Source organism: Planktothrix paucivesiculata PCC 9631, assembly GCF_900009265.2.
In the GTDB taxonomy this organism is placed as follows: Bacteria; Cyanobacteriota; Cyanobacteriia; order Cyanobacteriales; family Microcoleaceae; genus Planktothrix; species Planktothrix paucivesiculata.
The window spans coordinates 175,218-197,233 of sequence record NZ_LR735018.1; the positions used below are offsets into that span (position 1 = coordinate 175,218).

A 22,016-nucleotide genomic window follows, 5' to 3' on the forward strand; every position below is an offset into this window, starting at 1 on the left:
AGGGGGAGCGGGTTGTGGAGTTGTTAAGTAGGGTTGCCAAGTTAGGCCGGGTTGCTCGGTTTCTTGAAGGGGAATTTCACTGGAGGATGTTGCTAAGATCAAATCAAATAGGATTTTGTTGCCCTCACTCATGCGGGGGGCGACATAAATGAATTGACCCAAGGTTTGTAAATGTTCTCGAATGGTATTGACTCTAATGCCCTGGGCAGAAAGTTCGTTAGTCGGTGTGAAAACAAAGTGCCAGAGGTGTTCCCCGTTGCTTAGGGCTTGATCAAGTTCTTTTTGTTCTTGGGGTTTAAGTTTTAATTCTAGGGGAGTGACTAAGCCGGAGGGGGATTGCTGTTCGTTAGGAATTACCGCCTTTAGTTGGTTAATGCTGTCGGTAATATCCGGTGGCGGGGTTTGGGAGTGTTGACAACTGATGACTTGTTCGAGTAGTTTGGTTCCCTTAATTAAGGCATCAAATCCTTCAGCAGATAGGGCAATTTGTTGATCGCGTAATACTCGTAAATAGCTTTCCATTTCATGGGCTAATTCTTCCGCCAAACCCACTCCCACCATTCCTGATAACCCTTTAATGGAATGGAAACAACGGAACAATTCATTGAGGCTAGAGCGTTCAATATGAGATTGATCAATCCAGGATTCAAGGGTTAGAAGTTCTCGTCTGACGACGGCTAAATGTTCTTCACATTCTGCAAAATAATCTTCTAAAAAGTCCTCGAAAAAATTATTTTCAGTTGAATTAGACACAATAATCAGTTATCATTTATCGGTGATTAGTTATCATTTATCAGTGTAAAAGTTATCGGTAATCGGGATGAGAGCCACGGGTTATCAGTGTAAGTTTGGTCAAAGATTAGCGTAAGATTTGAAATTTAATTTTTGACTGATTCTGTGATTGATGCTTACACCGATCACTGATTACTCATGACTGACCACTGAATTGAGTAGTTCTTGAATATGACTGGCAAGGAATTTAGGTTGAAAGGGTTTGGTTAAATAGCAAGCTGCCCCGGCGGCGATCGCTTCAGTTCGACTTTTTTCATCACCTTTTGTGGTGAGAATCACAATCGGGGTATCGTGATAACTCGGATGTGCCAAAACAAATCTTAGAACTTCTAAACCGTGCATATCGGGCATATTCAGATCTAAAATCATTAAGTCGAAGGGAGCAATTTCCATTTTTTCAATCGCTTCTAAACCATTCTCAGCTTCACTAAAACTGACATCAGTTAAATCTCGTAAGGAGACGATGACCATTTTTCGCATCGTTGCCGAATCATCAACGACTAAAATACGTTTCATAACACGAACTCCTTGAGGGGATAGGGCACAAATAGTTTGCATTTTTATCGCTCCTATATTGGCATAGTAGATGCCGATTTGGGTATGTTTACCATCCGGTCATAACTAGGAAGTTAATCAGATGGGTTTTTTAACGTCTCCCCTCACCTATTTTCAGGGATCAAGACTAGAAAAAGACTCTGATTGCTCCTGTTTTAAAAAATTCTGCTTGGGTCGATTTTGCCCGCTATTAACGGGGACAGCTTTCCCCCTAAAAATCACGATGTTTCAATTATAAATCAACTTATTCGATAAAATATCAACCCTGTTTGAAAAGTTAACAGTTCACCAGTTTCCATCGGACTAAATTTGTTCTGGAATTCCCTTTTGGGACATTAAATCCCCCTAGTTGGCTAATCTTGTCTTCTCCGAGGATGATGAAGTCGCGTTAAACTGTAAATAGAGGTAATCAAAAACCGTACACCGTCAAAGGAAGAACAGCGTCATGGGATTATTTGATCGCATTAGCCGTCTTGTCAGAGCCAATTTGAATGATCTGGTTAACAAAGCCGAAGACCCAGAGAAGATTCTGGAACAGGCGATCATTGATATGCAGGAAGATCTGGTGCAGTTGCGTCAGGCCGTTGCTCAAGCGATCGCCACTCAAAAACGCAGTGAACAACAGTATAACCAAGCCCAGTCCCAAGCAAATCAATGGGAGTCTCGCGCCAAGTTAGCCCTGCAAAAAGGGGAAGAAGGGTTAGCTAGAGAAGCCTTACAGCGCAAAAAAGGCTACACGGAAACGGCTAATACCATTAAATTGACTCTGGATCAACAATTGGGTCAGGTGGATGCCCTCAAGCGCAATTTAATTCAGTTGGAGAGCAAAATTTCCGAAGCCAAAACCAAGAAAAATATGCTCAAAGCCCGGGCGCAAGCAGCTAAGGCCAATGAGCAGTTACAGGGTTTATTGGGGGGTATTAATCCCAGTGGAGCGACCGCAGCCTTTGAACGGATGGAAGAAAAGGTGATGCAGTTGGAAGCCCGTTCCGAAGCGGCCAAAGAATTGGGGGGTTCGGATTTTGAAAGCAAATTTGCCGCCTTGGAAGCCGGAAGCGATGTGGATGATGAATTAATGGCCCTGAAAGCTGCGATTTCTGGTGGCCCCGCTCCCCACTCCCTACCCCCGGGAGAAACAGCGGCAACCCCTAATGTTCCTGTGGATGATGAGTTGGAAAAGCTGAAAGAGGAGTTAAAGAAAATGTAAGCGTGAATTCCTTGGTTTTATCGGGTTTGGGCTTTTTGTCAGGGGTCAAGGGTAACGGAGTGTTACAGTCGCCATTGACTCCCAAAGTTTGATGGAAAGCCCTTGTCTGGAAATAGGGTAATGGGTAATGGGTAATGGGTAATGGGTAATGGGTAATGGGTAATGGGTAGTGGGGAATACTGCTATTTGGAAAAAACTCCGGTTCCTTAAGTCATCTTTGAAAATTTGGTTGTATAGTGATAATCAGTTTGATCCGGTACTTATACTTAATAACCGAATCGGCTCCTGCATTTAATTTTTATCCCCCAGTTTAACTCAATGATGGCTAAGGTACGTTTACTGATTCTTAGTTCCTTTGCGGCGGGCTTTGGGCTTTGCTCGATTGTTTTTTCGGTTTTTACGATGATTTCGGAATTCAATTTTTCCACGGTATTTAGGTCTATTTTAACCTTGGGATTTTTTGTAATTAATATTTTATTTACTTTACATTATTACGGATTAATTTTTAAAGAATTTAAGTTAATTAATAAGATTAAAGCACAGCTTAAACGATTTAATTATAATTTTTAATTAAAGTTTAGGCGATCGCCACCATAAAATTAGAAATCGGTTAAAGTTAAAATTAAAGTCTGTTTATCCCCAGGAATTTACTTATGTTAGATGCTCTTAATGCTTTATTCGGTCGCCATCCTGAACGAAATCAAGCGACTGTTGAAATTTATACCTGGCAAACTTGTCCCTATTGTATTCGGGCTAAATTATTATTATGGTGGAAAGGAGTTAATTTCACCGAATATAAAATAGATGGAGATGATGCCGCCCGAAATCAAATGGCTGAACGGGCGAAGGGAGGGCGCACAGTTCCCCAAATCTTTATTAACGATCATCATATTGGAGGTTGTAATGATCTTTATCAATTGGATGGAGAAAAAAAATTAGACCCCCTATTAGCTGAACCTGCTTTATAAGTTGTGGAGCCGTTGTTGGGCTTGAGCCAACTCTTGATTAGGGTTAAAGCCCAACAACTTAGGGCTAAATATTTTTTTTGATTAACAAGACGTTAAATTGTGGCAAAAACAATATAAATTAATAGAGTAAGCAAATTGAGAAACTACAATTCATAATTTATATTCGTGGAGCAAAAGATATGTCAGAAACTGTCAGAAACTTCCGTAATGTTGCCATTGTTGGCCCCTATTTAAGTGGTAAAACCACACTCCTAGAGAGTATTTTATCGGTGAGTGGAGCTATCTCTCGCAAAGGAACAGCTAAGGAGACGAATAGGGTTGGGGATAGTTCTCCAGAAGCGAAAGAACGAAATATGAGTGTAGAAGTGAATGCCGCTAGTACCGAATATGGCGGCATTCGCTTTACCTTTTTAGACTGTCCGGGTTCTGTAGAATTTGTCCAAGAAACCTATAATGCTTTAATTGGTACGGGATTAGCTATTGTGGTTTGTGAAGCTGATCCCGGTCGGATTTTAACCCTATCTCCCCTGTTCAAATTCTTAGATGATTGGGAAATTCCCCATCTAGTTTTTGTTAATAAAATGGATCGGGTTTGTACCAATGAGGAACGCTGCGTTAATAGTTTTACCGAAATCCTAAATGCTTTAAAATCCGTTTCCACTCGCCCCATTATTCCCCAACAATATCCCATTGGTCATAGTGAACAATTAGTCGGTTTTATTGATTTAATTACGGAACAAGCCTATCATTATCATTCCGGCGCTGCTTCCGATCCCGTGCCCCTTCCCGAGTCTTTAAAAGAGGCTGAACACGCTGCCCGTCAAGCCATGTTAGAGGAGTTGGCGAACTTTGACGATCATTTATTAGAAGAACTATTAGAAGAAATTGAACCGCCTCAAGATGAAATTGTTAAAGATTTAAAAATGGAATTGGGGGCGGATTTAATTGTCCCGGTCTTAATTGGGGTGGCCGAACAGGATCAGGGGGTGCGGGCGCTGCTGGATGCGTTAGTTCGGGAAGCTCCAGAACCAACAATTACCGCAGAACGTCGGGGGCTAAAATCCTCGGAAGGCTTGCCCATTGCCCAAGTTTTGAAAACCTATTATACCCCCCAAGGCGGTAAACTTTCCCTGGTGCGGGTTTGGCAGGGGGAACTCACCGAAGGCATGACCTTAAATGGGGTACGGCCCGGGGGAATGTATCGGATGACCGGACAACAAACCCAAAACGTACAAACGGCACAAACTGGGGAAATTGTGGCTTTGGGACGGATGGAAGGAATTCAAACCGGAGATACCTTAACTTCCGAACCCAATGGGTTAAAAAATCCCTTGCCCAAAGCAAGTTTATTACCTGCGGTTTATGGATGGGCAATTACCCCGGAAAATCGCAAGGATGAGGTTAAAATTAGTGCGGCTTTATCTAAAATGTTAGATGAAGATCGGGCATTAAATTGGGAACAAAATAGTGATACCCACGAAATTATTTTATGGGGTCAAGGTCAAATTCATTTGCAAGTAACTTTAGATCGGTTACGGCGTAAATATAATTTACCTATGGTTTCCCATGTACCCAGTGTTCCCTATAAAGAAACTATTCGCAAAACCACTAATTCCCATGGTCGCTATAAACATCAAAGTGGGGGTCATGGACAGTTTGGAGATGTGTATTTAGATATTAAACCTCAAACCCGGGGCGAGGGATTTAATTTTGGTGAAAGCATTGTGGGGGGTGTGGTTCCCCGTCAATATATTCCGGGGGTGGAAACGGGAGTTCGAGATTATTTAAACCAAGGGCCGTTAGGGTTTCCCGTAGTAGATATCGCGGTGACATTAACGAATGGTTCCTATCATGCGGTTGATAGTTCGGAACAGGCTTTTAAACAAGCTGCTCGGTTAGCGATGCAGTCGGGAATGGAGAAATGCGAGCCAATTTTATTGGAACCCATAACATCGGTTGAAATTTGCGCGCCCAGTGATTTTACTTCCCAAATGTTTCAGTTAATTACCGGACGTCGGGGGCAAATTTTAGGTTATGAACCGATGTCGGACTGGAAGGGATGGGATAAGATTTCTGCTTATATTCCTCAAGCAGAAATGCAGGATTTAATTGTAGAATTGCGTTCTTTAACTTTAGGAGTGGGTTATTTTAATTGGCAATTTGATCGTTTACAGGAAGTTCCTGAAAAGTTAACGGAACGGATTTTAGCAACGGTGAAGGGAAATGGCAATGGTAATGGGAAATCATAACTTTTAAATCCCAACAGGGGAATAACAATAAAGTGTGATGTTTCCCTGTTTTCCTAATATTTACAGGACTTCGCCCCTTGGGGTATGTCACCCTAGATGTGGGGGTAATTCATGAATTACCCCTACTTTTTATGGCGGTGATGTGTGTCAGTCCTAATATTTAAAAAATAGGCTTTACCCAATAGTCGAGGAAAACGGCATGATTTGAAACCATAACCCATCGATGTTATCATAAAAGGTTAGGCTTAAATTGATATAGGAAATCATAAACATGGCGACCAATGAAACCCGCAATGAAGTAGAAGTTCGTTTTCAGAAAGTCAATGAATTGAGAGAATTAGGAATAGAACCCTATCCGAGTCACTCGGTTGAACGGTCACATACGACCCAAGAGATTAAAGATTTATTTGCACAACCTGGGAAAACCTTAAACGATGGAGAAAGTGACCCCGATGCTATTCCTTTAAAAGTTTGTGGACGAATTACTTTTAAACGGGATAGTGGCAGTATTGGGTTTATTGGGTTAACCGATATTGCGGGAACTATTCAACTCAAACTAGAGAAAAAAATAGTCACGGGTGAAACGGGATTATCTTTTAATCAGGTGAAAAAATATCTCGATTTAGGGGATTTTATTGCCGCCGATGGTATTGGTTGTCGCACCAACCGAGGGGAATTATCCGTACAAGTGGAACGGATTTTTATTGTTTCTAAAGCAACGATGCCCTTTCCTGATTCCTATTATGGAATTAATGATCCTGAACTGTGTCGTCGAAATCGAGAAATTGATTTAGTTAGTAACCCTAAATCCTTAGAAACCTTTAAAGCTAGGAATCAAATAATTAAAAAAATTCGGACTTATTTATGGGATAATAGTTTTGAGGAATTGGAAACCCCAGTATTACAAGCGATTTATGGCGGGGCGGCGGCCCGTCCTTTTGTTACCCATCATAATGCTTTAGATATTAATTTATATTTGCGAATTGCCACGGAACTCCATTTAAAACGGGCTATTTGTGGCGGGTTTGAAAGGGTCTTTGAAATTGGGCGAGTGTTTAGGAATGAAGGGATTGATAGCACCCATAACCCGGAATTTACCTCCATTGAATTATATCAAGCCTACGCGGATTATTTTGATTTAATGACTTTGATAGAGGATTTAATTTGTGCGGTGGCGGCGGAGCTTTTTGGGGATAATATGGAATTTAACTATCAAGGAGATGGGATTAGTTTAGAACGGAAATATAATTATTCTGAACAATATCCTACCTTTACGGGAACCCATTGGAAAGTTCAAACCATGGTAGAAGCGGTACGGGAAAAAACTGGGTTAGATTTTGATACTTTAGACCTAAATGAAGCCTTGAAAGCGGCGGAAACTCTAGGGTTAAATTTATCCAAACTGGAAATCCAAAGTTTAGGATATGTGCTTTATGCGGTGTTCGATAAATTAGTTTCACCTGAATTACTTCAGCCAACTTTTATTACTGAATTTCCGGTGGAAGTCAGTCCCCTAGCCAAACGTCATCGTTCTAAACCGGGATTTGTAGAAAGGTTTGAGTTATTTATTCACGGGACGGAATACTCTAATGGGTTTTCGGAATTGAATGATCCCAAAGACCAACGCCAACGATTTGAAGAACAATTAGCTCAGAAAAATGCTGGGGATGAAGAAGCTCATCCGATGGATGAAGACTTTATTCAAGCGCTATCTTTAGGAATGCCAAATTGTGGCGGAATGGGGATTGGAATTGATCGATTAGTGATGTTATTTACTAATACTGCGAGTATTCGAGATGTGATTATGTTCCCCACCATGCGAACTTTATAAACCCCAACTCACGCCCCGCTCTGCTTGCTAAGGGGGGGCTTTGGTTGGGTGCGTAAGTCCTGATGAAATTATGTTTTAACTAGGAAAAACTCAATTTATGGAACGTTCAAAAATTATTGCTTATATTACGGGTGCGATTTCAATTCTTTTGGCGTTAGCTTATTTATTAATCGTGTCTGTATTAGATTTCCGAGGTGAAATGCTACCCGCACCCGTGAGTCAAATTCCATCGGCTGTATTTATTGAAAATATAGTTAATCAATTGGGCGTCAACTTTTAATTGTTCACGCCAATTGAAAATTAGAGGAATGGAGGCTATTAATCCTAAAATTTTTGTTACCTTATCCTGGGTATTTTAAGCGATAGATGGGCTATTCAACAGTGGAAATTTCGTCTACAACTTCGATTTGTTTCCGAGTAATAGCCCGATAAATTCGAGAGAGCGATCGCAATTCTTCTTCTGTTAAATTATCATCAAAAATTGCGGCTAATAGTCCATAACGGTCAGCTAAGGTAACCTGACCTGTTTCGTGAATTTTGGCGAATAATTCACTGAGTCCTGACTCAATCAAGCAAATGGGTGCTTCCATGATCTGGTGGGTTGGGGTAGCGGAATTGATGTGATGACGGGGAATTGAACATCTTTCAAAGTCCACAGTTTCAGCAGAAATTCAGTTCAATTTTAGCTGTGAGTCCCAGGAAAATTGTTGAATTAGGAGGCGGGTGGCGTTGAACTTTATTCTCATTATTTCAAAGTTTGGGATTTAGGGGCGTGATTAAACTTCAGGAGGAATTGTGATTCTTTGGAGATAATTTTGTGATCTAAATCACCGATAGTCAGCGATTTGTCTGATGGATGATAACTTAGTTTAATTTTAAAGCACTGACAGGAACATCATCCCAGGATTCAACGATTCTTAATACCGCCACCCAACCCTCTTGTTTTTGGGTTTCCGTGAGGTCTTTTTGAAAGGATTCGTGACAGTCTTGAGCTTGCTTTTCATCAGAACAAGCAATACAAGAGTAGACTATTCCAGTTGGGTCAAGTTGTTCATTTACCCAAATAATCATTGTAGGTTTTCTCCTCATCTCATATTAGTAAATTGCCTTCATTTTATATTAAATCGCGAATAATTTGCCTATTGATGTTTTCCATATTTTGTTAAGGAGTCTCCCGTTAAACGACAAATCCGCCAGTCGGGTAAAATTTTGGCTCCAATTTTTTGATACAAATTAATAGCGGGTTGATTCCAGTCTAAAACCGCCCATTCTAACCGTCCATATCCTCTGGATACGGCTAATTCTGCTAGATAAGTGATTAATGCTTTTCCCATCCCTTGACGACGATATTCAGGGAGGACAAATAAATCTTCTAAATACATTCCAGGTTGGGTTAAAAACGTAGAATAATTATTAAAAAACAGAGCAAAACCCACGGCTTTTCCTTCAATTTCTGCTAAAATAGCTTCCGCATAACTAGGAGATCCAAATAAATGTTGTTTTAAGGTTTCGGAATTTCCTGTAACTTCATGGGATAACTTTTCATATTCGGCTAAGGCTTGAATTAACTCAAATAAAACCGAAATATCTTCTATCGTTGCGGGTCGTACAATTGCGGGCTTAGACATATAAATAATGACAAGAAAGGGTTTGATTCTTAATCATTATACACCAATTTTAATCCCTCATCAATTGATTATCTGATCCACCCTTTGAGGCGTTCTGCAACATTAGGACGGCGCAATTTTCGCATGGCTCGGGCTTGAATTTGTCGGACTCGTTCCCGCGATAAATTATAAACTGCACTGACTTCTTCTAAGGTATAGGGAACCCCCGTCACTAATCCAAACCGCAGGGCTAAAACGTCTTTTTCCCGTTCGGTTAAAACCGTGGCTAAAACCTCTAATAAATCCTGACGCATCATGACTTCATTCATTTGGTCTTCAGGGGTTTGGGTTTCTTGATCCTCCAAAATATCCATTAATTCTGAGGTTTCCTCCGAACCAATCCGATGATTTAAAGAGAGGGATTTGCGGTGAACTTGTTCGAGTAATACTACTTGTTCTGGGCTAATTCCCATCGCCGTAGCCAGTTCTGTTTGAGTGGGTTTTCGATGCAGCGATCGCTTTAATTCTTGATAGCTTAACTTCATTTTATTTAACTGTTCAACAATATGAACAGGTAGGCGAATTGTCCGCCCTTGATTGGCAATAGTTCGGGTAATGCCTTGACGAATCCACCAATAGGCATAGGTGGAGAATTTATATCCTTTATCGGGATCAAATTTTTCTGTGGCGCGGTTGAGTCCTAATGCTCCTTCCTGAATCAAATCTAATAAGGGAACACCTCGATTAATATAACGTTTAGCAATAGAAACTACTAACCGTAAATTAGAACTAATCATGCGATTTTTGGCTGCATTTCCCGACAGTAAACAATGTTTGAGTTCTATTTCGGTGACTCCCACTAAAGTTGCCAGTTCGGCGGGAGTGGGTAAACGTCCTAATTCCAGGGTAAGTTGAGTTTGTAGGGCTTCAATTTTAACTAAACTTTGAATATGACGGGCGAGTTCTATTTCTTCATTAGGTTTGAGTAAAGGATAACGCGCCATTCGTTTGAACAGTGCGGCGATGGCGTCATCTCCAGATGCAGTCGCTTCCATAATCGGAAAAAGTGTAGCATTCTGTGGATTCATTGTATCCTCCCGGTTAAGATTCGCCATGACAGAATGGTTTTGGCGATCTAAAATTTGAACAGTCCGCTTTGAGTTTTTCGCATCATAATCATCTTCAATCCCATGAGAAGATCAGGAAATACTCGTGATAACTCTTTGATGCTCATTCTATTATAGAACCCATTGAGAGCGTTAATCGGTGCTGATCAGAGGATTTCTGGTTTTCAGTCTAAAGACTGATATAAGAAACAGCTTAAAAATCAAAGTAAATATAGGGTAAACCGCCTTCGGGTGCTAATAACCAAACGGTAAAGAAACTCAAGGGAACTAAGGCTAATTTTACTGTCCAATTTAATTCTAATTTTAACCCTCGGTTGAGGAGCGTGGTCATCGCCATTAATCCAAAAACAGAGGATAATAATATCACCAGATGCTGTCTTTCCAAACCCAACGCTTCCACATAAACTTTATGGGCAAACTGGACATCGGCGGTATGACCCCATAAACGATTAATCACTAACCAAGAATCGGTTAAATTGGGAAGTCTGAAAAAAATCCAAGTGGTAAATACCATTAATTGAGTCATAAACCAAGCGATTAAAATTCCGGGTAAACTTTTCCAAATCCAATTTATTGATAATTTATTAGATAGGGCTTCTGTGAGTCGATTAACCATTAATGCTAACCCATGTAATCCTCCCCAAATAATGAATCCCCAGGCGGCACCGTGCCAAATTCCGGCGATTAACATAACCAGGATTAAATTCAAACAAGTGCGGAATAATCCCACCCGAGAACCGCCCAAGGGAAAGTATAAATAATTGCGTAACCAATCCCCTAATGTAATATGCCAACGACGCCAAAAATCTCCGATACTGGTGCTGAAATAGGGAGAATCAAAGTTAATTGGTAAACTTAATCCTAAGAGTAATGCAGTTCCTCGGGCTAGGTCTACATAACCACTAAAATCTAGGTACAATTGCAACCCATAGGCAAAAATTGCTAACCATAAATCCCCACTTCCAGCCCGTTGTAAATTACTAAAACTCAGATCAACTAAAATGCCAATATTATCCGCTAAAAGCCCTTTTTTAATTGCCCCCCTAGCCAGTAACCATAATCCATCGGCTATTTGTTCGGGTACGGGAAATTTCAGGGTTTTAAACTGATTATTTAGGTGATGATAACGAGTGATTGGCCCGGAGATGAGTTTGGCAAAAAATAGTTTATAAGCGGTAAATTCTAGGAGGGAAGTGGCGGCGGGTGCGCCTCGATAAACATCGACTAAATAAGCAATTAATTCAAAGCAGAAGAAACTTAATCCCAAGGGGGCAATAACATATTGATCAATCCAATTTCCGGTATTAATAATAATAGGAATATTCCAGATTGTTCCCAGGTTACTGAAAATAAAAGGTAAATATTTAAACCCAACTAAAATTAAGATATTAGTGAGAATTCCTAAGATCAGTAAAAAGAAGCGACGACGATTCCAAGAAATATGAGGGATTTCCCATTCTTGAGGTTCGACAATGGTTAATGCTAAACCAAAGTTAAATACTGTCCAAAGTAAGAGTAAGGGAATATATTGAATTTGTAGGGTAGAATAGAAAACCAAACTGGAGATTAATAGGATAAAAAGTTGCCAGGATTTCCAAGGAATTATCCAATATAATCCTAATAAAATTAATAAAAATAGTCCGTAGGTAATTGAAATAAAGGTCATGAATTATTGTGGGAATAAAATTTTAAGGGGTGGCATCACAAACGGAGGATGAGAATATCTGTCTATCGTTGCTTTTGTTATTATATCGGGAATGGGTCATAGATTAATCAGGAGAGAGAATTTATTGTTTCCCCATTAACCAATAGGTTCGCATTTCGCCTTTACCTTTGATGGTAATTATGCCTCTTTCTTCGAGTAAGTAACTATCTTTAATTTTTTGATAGGTGGTGTGACTGACCTGAATTTGTCCGGGTAAACCTTGAGATTCCATCCGAGAGGCAATATTAACCGCATCTCCCCATAAATCATAACTGAATTTTTTTAATCCGATTACTCCAGCAACTACTGGCCCTGTATTAATCCCAATTCTAAGATTTAATAATTGACTATCATTATACCTAAATGTTTGAATGATTTGTTGCATTTCTAGGGCCATTTCTGCGATCGCTGTGGCATGATTCGATTTAGGAATGGGGATACCCCCAGCCACCATATAAGCATCCCCAATAGTTTTAATTTTTTCTAATTCATATTTATCTGCCAGGCGATCAAATTCCGAGAAAATTTCATTCAAAATGGTTACTATTTGTGTGGGAGAACTGCGAGAAGATATGCCAGTAAAATCTGTTAAATCGGCAAATAAAATCGTCGTTTCTTCAAATCGATCGGCAATACATCCCTGATTTTTTTTGAGTTTTTCCGCGATCGCTAGGGGTAAAATATTCAGTAATAATTTCTCGGATTTGTCTTTTTCTAATCGTAGTTCAGCTTCGGCTTGATTTCTTTCTAAGGTAGCTTGGTAAATTTTTTCAAACATGGTTTTAAAGGTGACAATAACATCCCCTAGTTCATCATTTCTTTCAGTTAAACTTGAATAAAATCTGGGGACGGGTTTGTTATCAACAATTGCTTTTCCGGCTTCAATCAAATCTAAACGGAGTTTGATAATTGGCAGAATCACATTTTTCCCTAATACAAATAAAGTCGCTGAGGTAACAAAAACCGAAATAATTAATACTAAACCCGCAATTCTTAAAATATAAGCATAAACTTGGGTCTGAATATCAGAAGCATCATGACGAATAATCACAATATATTTATGTTTGCTCAAAACCGTATTACCAGCTACATCATAGCGATCGCCTTTCGGCTGACGTAAATATAATTTTTTCCCCTCTATAGCTTGGGAAAATGTTAGAGTAGGAGACTCACCAAATTGACCCATTAACTCCCCCGTGGGCTGATAAACCGCTCCTCCCAAAATATCAGGATTCAAATGGTGTAAATGGCTCAACTGTTTTAATAGTTCAGTATTAGAACTATAAGGATAGGTTTCAACCATCCAGGCAATTTTACTCGCAGACATAGCAGGAAGTTGTCTTAAAAGTTCCTGCTGATATCGATAGACTGAAGGAATCAGAATCACAATTTCGATTATGACTAAGCTCAAAAATACCCAAATGGCAATCTTTCGAGAAAGACGGGCATTCAAAAGTTTTAAAAATAATTTAACTTGTTCAGACATCAATGGCTTACTCCTACAAATATCTTGTTTTAAATTAACAATAATTCCAGTCCTGTCTCCTCCACGCAAAATCTAATTTCAGGTCACTTGTAGAATCAATTTAAAATCTCTATATCATTAATACCTGTATCTTTATAATTGTAGAACTTCTGCACTCTTAGAAAATATTTTATCTAAATAACTCCCATCAGGGAACCCTGAACTAATGTTAAGCTAGATTGAGGTAAAATCGGGATAATTTTAATTAAAATAATTTTCAGCATGAACACAACAGAGGTTAACTGATGACCATAGAGCCAAATTCATCCCCATCCCATCCCCAAGGACTTGAGGATACTCCCGAAACCCTCAATGGCGCGACGCCTAAACCCGCCGTTGAGCCTTCAGAAGCGGAAACCTTGACGGAGGCGGAGGCGATCCCAGCTTCCCCGGCGGACTCTTGGGAAATCGAAACCGAAAACCGGACTTTGGAGAATCGGCCGAATCAAGTATCGGGTTCGGTGGTGGTGCTATCGGCGATGGCATTGATGATTTTAGGGTTGGGAATTGATAATATTGGATTAGGATATGTCGGAGCTTTGACCACATTAGCCGTGTCTTTGCGCTTAGTTTGGTCAAACTGGGCTAAAGCTTGGCAAACATTAATTCCCCCGATTTGGCGCAATTTAATTATTGCTTGTATTGGAATTTTAGGCTCCTTAATTGGGTTAGTTATTTTCAGTAATGCGAATACTCCCAATGAGGTAAGTAATATTACAATTAATTGGGATGCCATTGGCGCTTTAGGGGATTTAGGAGGAGCATTAGGTCAAATTTTAATTGCTGTTATTGCCGTTTATGTGGCTTGGAGACAGTATATTATTTCTCGGGATTTAACGATTCAACAAAACCGAATTACCCAACAACAAACCATTGATGCTTATTTTCAAGGGGTTTCTGATTTAGCCCTAGGAGAACAGGGATTATTAGAAGATTGGCCCCAGGAAAGAGTGATTGCAGAAGGACGAACTTCAGCGATTATTAAAAGTGTAGATGCTGAAGGAAAAGCCAAAATTCTTAGGTTTTTATCTCAAGCTCGATTAATTACTCCGTTACAACGTGATCGCCATCTGGGACGTCCGATGTTAGATGGTAATGGTAATTATGCTGAAGATCGTGCCCATGGGGTGCGGGTGGTTGATTTGGGTGCAATGTTAGCGGGGGCAGATTTATCTCAAACCGACCTACGACGCACGGATTTAACTGATACTAATTTAGTCAAAGCTAATTTAACCGGATGTAATTTAGTCCGCGCTAATTTAGCCCGTTCTATTCTGTATGAAGCTGATTTATCGAATACAAATTTACGTTCGGTTAAACTTTTTTATGGCCCTGTAGAAACAGCTTCTCCCCGCAGTCGAAAATTAATTCCAAATTTTGATACGGGAGAATATACGGGGGCTGTGGTGGAGAATGCTGACTTTACGAGCGTTGATAATTTATCAGAAGAAAATCGTTATTATTGTTGTGCATGGTGCGGTTCTCAATCTCGAAAAACGATTCCCGGAGGGTGCGAAGGTATTCCTAATAAGTTAGGTCGCTGATTATGGTTAGAAGGGGTTTGGTCTGCAAACCCTATTTGTGATTAATTCTTTCCCAGAAAATTTCGAGAATTTGAGTTAATCCTAAACCTACGGTTAATAAAAGTTCGATGAATAGAAATAACGGCAATAAAATTACTTGAAATAACCGTAGCAAAACTTTTTTACTGCGGTTCATTTTGGCTTGGGCTGTGATCATTCTTCCCCCCCGGACTAAGATTCGGATTAAGCGAATTCTATAGCTAATTTTTAAGTCTTTAATCTTGGGATTATCAAATTGAACTTGACCAGAATCAAAAATTTCATTTAACCTTAAAATAGAATTTTGGGTATCAATTTGATTAAAATTTAAGTGTAACCAAGTTAACCCACAAAGTCTTCCTAAAATAAAATCCTGTTCTCGATATTTTTGATCAAAAAATCCTCCAAAAGCACTGAGAAAATCCGAGGCTAAGAGTTGATCGACATCGGTGGGTTTCTCGACAAGAGGAGTTTTAAATAAATAGCGGAATTTTTGATAGAGATTCTCTAATTGCTCTCGCGTTTCTATATTTTCAATCCCTGGAATTTGATTCAGAATTAACGGTGTAATCGGTGATAGTTGGATATGATGATAGGGAATTGCTTTTTCCAGGTCAGTTTTAATTTTAGAGGTGGTTTCTTCGGATTCGTTTGTGGATAAAGTTTCTAAAAGGGATAATATATTGGCTTTATAATCCACCTGTTGATTGATTTCTACAATCTGTTTTAACTGCATAGCATCCTGTTGAAGAGAAGGAATTTTTAACCCATCAAATAACAAATCTAATAGATTAAAATTATTCTTTTTTAAACTAGGTTTACTTTCTAAATTGTCTAAAGAATAGGGAGCAACATAAGCATAAATTCGCTGATCTCGTTCCGCTTTAATTTTGCTGTTAAAATCATGACTAAATTTAATAAAATCTGCACCTTCTTCTTGAATTAAATACTCTGAATCCGGCAAAGAACTTAAATAAATCCTGGCTTCTAAATCAATGGCTTTGAGAATCGGTAAATTATCTAAAATTCCCCCGTCACTATACCAAAACTTGAGTTTTTCTCCATTTTCCTCTGTACAAAGCATGGGTAAATCTGGATCTAGTTGCTGTTTCCCGGAATCATCACAAATTTTAAAATAAGCAGGACTGAGATTTTTTAAGTTATAACTTTTAATACTTGATGAATCTTGAATGGGAGGGAAAGCAACAGGAAAAGCCCCGGAAATTAGGCTGGTATCTAGGACTTTCCCCCAAATTTTTTGTAAGCGATCGCCTTGACGATTTAAGTCGGAATGAAACAAAAACCGCCGAGTTTCTGCATGGTTAACCGCAGGAATACCGGAAAAATTGCGACATTTGTTTTCATAGGTGACAAGCAGCCCTTGTAAATTTGTCACCGTCATTACTAAGGCTAAGGGTTGATGGACTTTAAGTTTATCGGTATTTTCAGTAATTAAATTAGCAATATTTTTAATCCCTTTTTGAGATAATAAACTTTCATTTTGACTGTTAAATAAATTCTTTAAAACTTGACGGTAATCTTCAATGGCGAAGACCGTATCAATATCTTTCATATCGGCTTTTTCTACCCAAGCTCTTTGTAAGAGATTTTGGGATTCATACTCAGTATCAGTAATCTCTCGATTCAATAAATAATAAGCGGTAATGGCTCCGGTCATGGCGCCCGCCGATGCTCCGGTAATCAAATCAATTAACAGGGGAGAATTGTCTTTTCTAGCTTGTCTAACTAATTCAAAACATACCCCCGCCATATAAGCTCCGAGGGCAATTCCTCCTGATAAATTCAAGGAAATTGGACAGGGGTTGGGAGTCGTATTTTCTAGGGTCATAACTATTAAAATTTCCAGAAAGGCACTATTGTTGGGCTTTAACCCATTCTTCTTAGGGAGTTTATCCTAACAATTAGGAAGGGCTAAAGCCCAACAACGAGCCAACAACGGGGATATTAAGATTGGAGTTTCGCTTTCGGACGCAAAAACTTAATAATGGCATATAAATCCGGGTCGGTTTTGGCTTCCTCTCGATAACGGGGGCTCAGATCAATCGCTTGCTCTAAATTTTCCACCGCCAATTCCGTTTGACGTTGTTGGGCATAAATAATGGCTTTGTTATAATAAGCATCGGCATAATCGGGCTTTAAAGTTAATGTCCGATCCAAACTTTCTAAGGCTTCTTTTCCCCGTTTTAACTTAATTAAAACATACCCTCGATAATTCCAGACTTTAGAATTATCGGGATCAAATTCAATCGCCTTATCAAAGGAGGTTGCCGCATCTTGATATCTTTCAATTGCTTGTAAGGCCATGCCTCGATTTAACCAAGCTACAGCATCTTCTGGTTTGGCTTTCACCGCTTGATCAAAGGCTTCAAAGGCATCTTGATGTTTTTGTAATTTGCCATAGGCGACGCCTAAATCGACCCAGGCTTGGTGATAGTCTGGTTTGATTTCTAGGGCTTTTTTATAGGATGCGATCGCCTCATTTTGACGTTTTAAACGACTTAACGCCATGCCTCGATTCAGCCAGGATCGATAATCATTAGGCTGCAATTCTACCACTTGATGAAAAGTTGCTAAAGCATCTTCATAACGACCTTCAGCAAATAATAAATTTCCCCGTTGAACATAATCATCAACGTTCAAAAATAACTCCGGTTTATTGGATTTTAACCGATCCAATTGATCCGTAATGGTATCAATTTTCTGCATCATTTCTGACACCGCCGAATCCATTAAATCCGTCGGAGATACGGCTAATAATTGTTGGAGAATTTCGTCTTTTCTAGTTAAGGCTTCCGACTGCATTGCGACTAATTCTTGGAAAATTCCGGCTTTTTGAGTATTAGCATCGGCTTGAACTTCCGCAATCTGTTCGGTTAACATTAAATCAAATTTATCTAACTTGTTAAAAGTAGACTCCTTGCGGGTTTGTAAATCTCCTCTTAACTGTTCAATTACTCCAGTCACATCTTGATCAAACTTCTCTAACCGTTGAACAATCCGTTCTTTTTGAGTTTTCCATCCGGTTTGACTATCGGCAATAATGGCGGCATATTCCGCTTCTAACTGTTGTAATCTTTGTAACTTTTCATCCACTTGACCTTGGATTTGTTGTTGATAGGTTGCTAGTTGGGTTTCTGCTTGCTGTTCTAACTGTTGAATCCGTTGGAGTTTCTGCTCCATTTGCCCTTGAATTCTGCCTTGGGATTCGGAGAGTTTAGTCACCGCATCATTGCCAAATTTCTCTAAATTTTTCAGGGCTAAATCAATTTGTTCTTGGGCTTTTTGTTCGGATTTAACTCTAATTTCTTCGAGTTGCGGGGCGAAATCCGTTTCATAGCGTTCTAAACGGGCAAAGACCCGATCTTTTTGGGTTTCCGCCTGTTTTTGCAGTTGGGATAATTCCTGAGCTAATTCGGTTTCAATTTGTTGTAAATTCTTACCTACGGTATTCTTTTGACCTTCGACATCGGTTTGCCAACCGGATAGGGTGGTTTTAAATTCCGTACCTACCTGTTCAAGAGTTTTGAATAGGCGATCGCGTTGATTTTGAACTTGAACTTGTAACTCGGATAATTGATTGGTTAAGGCGGTTTCTGATTGTTTGAAATTCTCTAAAACCGTATTTTTTTGACCGTCTACATCCGCCCGTAACCCAGCAACATGATTAGCGTAATTTGTTCCCAGTTGATCTAAATTTTGTAAGATTAAATCCTGTTGATTACTAGCTCGATTTTGTAACTCGGCTAGTTGTTGAGAAAACTCAATTTCTAAGCGATGCAATTCTTGTCCAACCGCTTGAGTTTCCTGTTGAAAATTTTGTAATGCTCCTTGACGAACTTGGGATAATTCCGTTAACCATTCCCCAATTTGTTGACGATGGCTTCCTAATTCATCCTCAAAATCATCAGCTTCTGCATTCAGGTCTTGAGCAATTCGATCAGTTTCTTGAATTACCGCTTGCATTTGTTGATTGGCGGCGGCAATTTTTCCTTCTAAATCCCCTAATTCATTCAGATGATTTTTAACAATAACGGTTACTTCTCGGACAACAGAACGCCGTAATAACCATAATCCCATTAGGGTTGCTGCTAATAAAATCCCTAACAATCCTAACAAGAGATTAAACAGGGTCATGGTCTGTTTAAAAGTCCGTTGAGCTTCGGCTTGGACTTGTTCCTGTAAAACCTGCTGTTGTCGCAGTTGTTCCAATTCCAGCCGCTCTTTAGGGGAGACTTTTTCTGTTGGAGTGGTGGGTTTGGTTTCGGGAGACCTGGGCGACGGAGACTGAGCCAGGCTAACTCCGCTTGAAAGTAAGACTAACGTTAGAATAGCGCTGCTACGCGATATCCACACCCACAAATTTAGGTGTTTACTAGAGATCACACCCGCATTAACCCGTTGATAATTTTGCATGAATAGCTTTGTCTGCTTAACCAAGTCCGAGTTCTCCAACCCATTCCCTCTAGTTTACTCTACATTCCAGATTTGACAAAAAAACGAGACGCAAACCCCTTGGGGATAAGTCGGTAGGGATTTCAGATTTCAGTCCCAGTGGAGCGATTGTTTGGCTTCAGCCATAGTGATATAATTTAATCAAATAAATCAAGAGGTTATAAGCTAATGTCTACTTCTACTCATTCTCAACCGAATGGAGATCTCAATACTGACCCTTATACCAATCCCCATCCTGAACCTGTAATAGATCCGAATCTTGATCCCTATACAACTCCTGAATCTGATTCCGATGTTAGTGCAGACCCTAATTTAGAACCCTATACTAATCTTCATCCTGAACCTGTAATAGATCCGAATCTTGATCCCTATACAAATCCTGAATCTGAATAGGAATTTTTTGTTGTGATCCAGTTGATCTGATTCAGACTGCGCTCAATCAACTGAACCTAGATTTTTTTATAGGTATGATTCTAACTCAAATTTTCAAGACTTTCAACAGCTTCTAAAACTTTTAAATAGTAAGCAATATTTCCTGTTTTTTTAAATAAACTAGCTACTTTCTGCAAATCAGCAATAGCTTCTTGGATATTTCCTAGATCTCGATGGGTTAATACTCGATTATAGTAGGCTTCAGCATTGTTTTCGTCATAATTTATTGCTTGATTATAACTAGATAAGGCTAACAAATTCTTCCCTGATTTTCTTAAAATATTGCCTCGGTTATAATAAGCTGTAGAATTCTTAGGGTCGATTTCAATGGCTTTATCACAATCTTGAATTGCTTTTTCAAGATTCCCTAACTTCAAATAACAAACTCCTCGACTAATATAAGTTGCCGAACTATTTGGTTTAATCATTAAAACCAGACTAAAATTTTCAATAGCTCCTTTATACTCTCCCTTTTGTGCTTTTTTCAAACCTTGATCATGAATCTCTTTGATATTATTTTTATCTAATGTTTGCATTTTTTTCTTTAAAATCAGATATTCTTCGGGAGTTAATGTTTCAATAATTTGTAAGAGCGCATCAATGAGTTTATTGTTCATAATATTGAGAATATAAAAATGAGTTGAATCCCAAAAAATACCTAGATCATTTGTAGGGGCAAGGCGTGCCTCAACCCTACAGTTTTTGTGATCTCAGGAAATTGATAAAAGCGATTCAAATTTTAGCGGGTTAGCCCTTTTATTAAAACTTAAACCGCTATTTTTTGATGAAGTTTTTCAGAAGCTGCAATTACTTCTTGTCTTGACCAACGATCTGCTTCTATAATATCTTCTAAAGTTGGATCTTGACGATTATCAATGCGATGGCGATCGCAAGTTAATTCAATCACACGAGGAATATCTAAAAACTCAATTTTTTCTTCTAAAAATAAAGCAACTGCCTGTTCATTTGCCGCATTTAAAACCGCAGGCATCGAACCCCCAGCCCGTCCTGCTGCATAGGCTAAAGACATACAAGGATATTTTTGATCATCCGGTGCTTTAAAGGTTAAATTCCCGGCTTTAACCAGATCCAAACGTTCCCAATTCGTATAAATTCTTTCCGGCCAAGACATGGCATATAAAATCGGCAAACGCATATCCGGCCAACCCAATTGGGCTAAAACCGAGGTATCTTGTAACTCAATTAAGGAGTGAATAATACTCTGGGGATGAATCACAATTTCTATATCATCATAATCTAATCCAAACAAGAAATGCGCTTCAATTACTTCTAAACCTTTATTCATCATCGTGGCTGAATCAACGGTAATTTTTTTGCCCATTGACCAGTTAGGATGGGTAATCGCATCGGCGACGGTGACTTCTTTTAATTTTTCGACGGGCCAATCTCTAAAAGCACCCCCAGAAGCTGTTAATATAATTCGTCTTAATCCCGCTTGGGGAACTCCTTGTAAACATTGAAAAATGGCTGAATGTTCCGAGTCCGCAGGTAATAATTTTACCCCATGTTTTTTGATTAAAGGATTGACAACTGGCCCCCCGGCAATTAAAGTTTCTTTATTAGCCAGGGCGATATCTTTTCCGGCTTCAATCGCGGCAATGGTGGGCAATAAACCCGCACAACCGACGATTCCCGTCACGACGGCTTCCGAGTCCCCATAACGGGCAACTTCAATTATTCCTTCATCCCCTGCCACTAAAATGGGTTGGGGGTTAATATCAGTAATCAGGGCTTTTAATTCGGGTAACTGGTCAGGATTGGAAATGGCGACGATACTGGGGCGAAAGGCTCTAATTTGTTGGGCTAATAGGGTAATATTCCGTCCGGCAGCAAGTCCCACAATCCGAAACTGTTCGGGATATTCGGCTACAATCTCTAAGGTTTGAGTCCCGATGGAACCTGTGGAACCCAGAAGTGTAATTGCTTTCATCTTTTCTTAACAAGTATTTGATATAACCATAG

At 39.4% G+C, this 22,016-nt stretch carries 19 protein-coding genes; 7 read left to right on the forward strand and 12 right to left on the reverse strand.

All coding sequences use genetic code 11. From position 1 onward, the window contains the following. Positions 1-753, reverse strand: a 753-nt coding sequence (locus tag PL9631_RS14975; RefSeq protein ID WP_197046381.1) for an Hpt domain-containing protein, incomplete at its 3' end; no start/stop codon positions are given. 171 nt (positions 754-924) lie between these two features. Then, positions 925-1,350: a response regulator gene (locus PL9631_RS14980; RefSeq protein ID WP_231516740.1), complete on the reverse strand. Its 426-nt coding sequence runs from the start codon at positions 1,348-1,350 to the stop codon at positions 925-927. Between the two features lie 442 nt (positions 1,351-1,792). Between PL9631_RS14980 and PL9631_RS14985 the strand changes: the two genes are divergently transcribed. From PL9631_RS14985 to PL9631_RS15005, 5 genes are all read left to right on the forward strand, one after another. Beyond that, the gene (locus PL9631_RS14985) at positions 1,793-2,554 is read left to right on the forward strand and encodes a PspA/IM30 family protein (RefSeq protein WP_083621522.1); all 762 of its coding nucleotides are present in this window, start codon (positions 1,793-1,795) and stop codon (positions 2,552-2,554) included. 653 nt (positions 2,555-3,207) lie between these two features. Beyond that, a complete protein-coding gene (grxC, locus tag PL9631_RS14990; RefSeq protein ID WP_083621525.1) occupies positions 3,208-3,522 on the forward strand; it encodes a glutaredoxin 3 in 315 nt (104 codons plus the stop codon). A gap of 179 nt (positions 3,523-3,701) precedes the next feature. Next, entirely contained in the window at positions 3,702-5,771 is a 2,070-nt protein-coding gene (locus PL9631_RS14995; RefSeq protein ID WP_083621526.1) for an elongation factor G, read from the forward strand. A 271-nt stretch (positions 5,772-6,042) separates the two neighbouring features. Further along, the gene (lysS, locus tag PL9631_RS15000; RefSeq protein ID WP_083621528.1) at positions 6,043-7,602 is read left to right on the forward strand and encodes a lysine--tRNA ligase; all 1,560 of its coding nucleotides are present in this window, start codon (positions 6,043-6,045) and stop codon (positions 7,600-7,602) included. A 97-nt stretch (positions 7,603-7,699) separates the two neighbouring features. Then, on the forward strand, positions 7,700-7,882 hold the full coding sequence (locus PL9631_RS15005) for a hypothetical protein (protein ID WP_083621529.1): 183 nt from the start codon (positions 7,700-7,702) through the stop codon (positions 7,880-7,882). Positions 7,883-7,973: 91 nt separating this feature from the next. Here PL9631_RS15005 and PL9631_RS15010 read toward each other — a convergent pair whose 3' ends face one another. From PL9631_RS15010 to PL9631_RS27400, 6 genes are all read right to left on the reverse strand, one after another. After that, positions 7,974-8,192 (reverse strand): hypothetical protein, encoded by a 219-nt coding sequence (locus tag PL9631_RS15010; protein WP_083621531.1) that lies wholly within the window; start codon positions 8,190-8,192, stop codon positions 7,974-7,976. 274 nt (positions 8,193-8,466) lie between these two features. Continuing rightward, positions 8,467-8,673, reverse strand: a complete 207-nt coding sequence (locus PL9631_RS15015; RefSeq protein WP_083621533.1) for a glycogen debranching protein — start codon at positions 8,671-8,673, stop codon at positions 8,467-8,469. Positions 8,674-8,741: 68 nt separating this feature from the next. Then, on the reverse strand, positions 8,742-9,230 hold the full coding sequence (locus PL9631_RS15020) for a GNAT family N-acetyltransferase (protein ID WP_083621535.1): 489 nt from the start codon (positions 9,228-9,230) through the stop codon (positions 8,742-8,744). A gap of 68 nt (positions 9,231-9,298) precedes the next feature. Next, on the reverse strand, positions 9,299-10,297 hold the full coding sequence (locus tag PL9631_RS15025; RefSeq protein WP_083621536.1) for a sigma-70 family RNA polymerase sigma factor: 999 nt from the start codon (positions 10,295-10,297) through the stop codon (positions 9,299-9,301). A gap of 232 nt (positions 10,298-10,529) precedes the next feature. Further along, positions 10,530-12,002, reverse strand: a complete 1,473-nt coding sequence (locus PL9631_RS15030; protein ID WP_083621538.1) for an MBOAT family O-acyltransferase — start codon at positions 12,000-12,002, stop codon at positions 10,530-10,532. A 121-nt stretch (positions 12,003-12,123) separates the two neighbouring features. Then, complete coding sequence (locus PL9631_RS27400; protein ID WP_083621539.1) at positions 12,124-13,527, reverse strand: adenylate/guanylate cyclase domain-containing protein; 1,404 nt, start codon at positions 13,525-13,527, stop codon at positions 12,124-12,126. A gap of 284 nt (positions 13,528-13,811) precedes the next feature. On the opposite strand from PL9631_RS27400, the gene PL9631_RS15040 reads away from it, so the two are divergent. Then, a complete protein-coding gene (locus PL9631_RS15040) occupies positions 13,812-15,110 on the forward strand; it encodes a pentapeptide repeat-containing protein (protein ID WP_083621541.1) in 1,299 nt (432 codons plus the stop codon). A gap of 31 nt (positions 15,111-15,141) precedes the next feature. Here the strand turns inward: PL9631_RS15040 and PL9631_RS15045 are convergent, their stop codons facing one another. After that, entirely contained in the window at positions 15,142-16,977 is a 1,836-nt protein-coding gene (locus tag PL9631_RS15045; RefSeq protein ID WP_083621542.1) for a patatin-like phospholipase family protein, read from the reverse strand. Between the two features lie 116 nt (positions 16,978-17,093). Further along, positions 17,094-19,586, reverse strand: coding sequence for a tetratricopeptide repeat protein (locus tag PL9631_RS15050; RefSeq protein WP_231516741.1), 2,493 nt, complete (start codon positions 19,584-19,586; stop codon positions 17,094-17,096). 183 nt (positions 19,587-19,769) lie between these two features. Here PL9631_RS15050 and PL9631_RS15055 point away from each other — a divergent pair, with 183 nt between their 5' ends. Further along, a complete protein-coding gene (locus PL9631_RS15055) occupies positions 19,770-19,994 on the forward strand; it encodes a hypothetical protein (protein ID WP_083621546.1) in 225 nt (74 codons plus the stop codon). 80 nt (positions 19,995-20,074) lie between these two features. On the opposite strand, the gene PL9631_RS15060 is transcribed toward PL9631_RS15055, so the two are convergent. Together PL9631_RS15060 and PL9631_RS15065 are read right to left on the reverse strand one after the other, a co-directional pair. Next, complete coding sequence (locus PL9631_RS15060; protein WP_083621547.1) at positions 20,075-20,650, reverse strand: tetratricopeptide repeat protein; 576 nt, start codon at positions 20,648-20,650, stop codon at positions 20,075-20,077. Between the two features lie 149 nt (positions 20,651-20,799). After that, positions 20,800-21,984, reverse strand: a complete 1,185-nt coding sequence (locus PL9631_RS15065) for a 1-deoxy-D-xylulose-5-phosphate reductoisomerase (protein ID WP_083621549.1) — start codon at positions 21,982-21,984, stop codon at positions 20,800-20,802. Positions 21,985-22,016: the final 32 nt, after the last annotated feature.